The following is a 1,507-nucleotide window of genomic DNA, read 5'->3' as shown; positions in this document are numbered from 1 at the left end:
GACCGGTAGATGGCGCATGAGGCGCAGATACGGCTTCGGCCATCAGTCCACCTCTATTGATGCCGGGGCAGTTCCGGCGCCTTCCTTTGCAATCCGGACTGTATCGAGGATCCGGTGAAGGGCTTCAGCAACTGATATATCGTCCTGCTTCGCCCATACCTGAAGTTTCGTGTATTCGGATTGGGAGAGCTTCACGACAGGAATCGCGTTCCGCTCCTTGTAGAATCGGAGCAGCTCCTCGAGCCGCTTCTGCTTACTGGACCCCGGCACGTTCGCATTGATCCAGTCCAGGTTTTCCTGGGTGACGGTGATCACGTTTGTCCGGTCGGTCAAGATGACACCGCCTCCTCAGTAACGATAGCCCCGGATGGATGCCGCCGGGATTTCAGCACCCTGATGATCCGCAGGCTCTCGTTGGCCTTCTCTGCATCAATTACCTCGGCAATCGCCCGGGTCCTGATCAGGGTACCCAGGGAATTGCCAAGCCGGTCGATACCTTCGCAGGTCTTCGAGATGTGCGCGCAAACCAGCGTGCGGTTCTCGACATACATCGCCGACAGGCAGCCTTTCCGCAGGCACTCTTCAGTGGCCCTGGTGTTCAGCTTGCGGTCACGCAGGCAATACTCGTCGCCGATCTCGTTGCCGCAGATACAGTGGCCGGCCGGCTGCGACATCAGGCAGCCGAGGCACCCATAACGAATGAAAGGCGGATCCTGTTGGGGTGTGGCAAGAGCGTCGCTCATTCTGACGACCCCCACCAGGACGGGATGTGCGGCATGATGCGGGTATCCCAGAGAAAAACGTCATGTTGATCGTATGGCTTCTCTTTGCCCCACCGTCGCCCCTTTTCAGTCAGGTTGTTCACGGTCCTGCCGGAACGCCGGGTGAATCCCCCGAGATACAACCGGTCGCAGAGTTCACGGACCGAGCATCCCATCTTGCGGGCAAGATCTTCCGTGGATACGAATTCGACCGGCCCTTGCAGATCCCGGAGAGATTTTGTCTCTTCAATGAGCCGGATATATCCGGAGAGGTCTTCACCCGTCTCGCGTTCGGTTCGGGAAATTGCAAACGTGATTGCATCGTAGTAATCGATACCAAGGTATCGGTGGAGGAATTGAGCTACACTGACGTTCTTCTGGAACACTTCGAACCAGGGCTGACCGGATTTGAGGTCGCCGTCCATCACTTTGCCAAGTGTCTCCGCTGCCCAGCGCTGGAACTCGATAATGCGTTGGCGCTTGGCCGGGTCCTTGATACGCAGGTAGTCAATTTTTGAAAGCAGCGCGATGACTCCATCGCGGGTTAGGCACGTATATTTGAAGGGGTTTGAGCCGGTCAGTGTAACACCCTCCCGCCTGAATACGACGAAGAGTGCAGAATTGCGATTCAGGATATCATGAAGTGACTGCCTATCATATCCCAATGCCCCCGCGATATCCACGACCGGAAACATAGCTTCCTTGCTGCGCTTGACAACCCGTACTGGTACGTCATGGAACAGCAC

General features: G+C 56.5%; 3 protein-coding genes. All 3 read right to left on the bottom strand.

Annotated features, from left to right (window positions below; translation table 11 throughout):
• Nucleotides 1–42 precede the first annotated feature (42 nt).
• Nucleotides 43–333 carry a hypothetical protein gene (locus tag CW742_RS12685; RefSeq protein ID WP_292420919.1) on the bottom strand — a complete coding sequence of 97 codons (291 nt, stop codon included), beginning with the start codon at nt 331–333 and terminating at the stop codon, nt 43–45.
• Nucleotides 330–743, bottom strand: coding sequence for a hypothetical protein (locus CW742_RS12680; protein WP_292420916.1), 414 nt, complete (start codon nt 741–743; stop codon nt 330–332). The genes CW742_RS12685 and CW742_RS12680 overlap by 4 nt, the downstream gene beginning before the upstream one ends.
• Nucleotides 740–1,507 (bottom strand): hypothetical protein (locus CW742_RS12675; RefSeq protein ID WP_292420913.1); only part of this gene is annotated, 768 nt, incomplete at its 5' end. The genes CW742_RS12675 and CW742_RS12680, both read right to left, overlap by 4 nt.

The organism is Methanoregula sp., from assembly GCF_002835825.1.
Lineage (GTDB): Archaea > Halobacteriota > Methanomicrobia > Methanomicrobiales > Methanospirillaceae > Methanoregula.
This window is presented reverse-complemented; position numbering and strand designations above follow the sequence as displayed.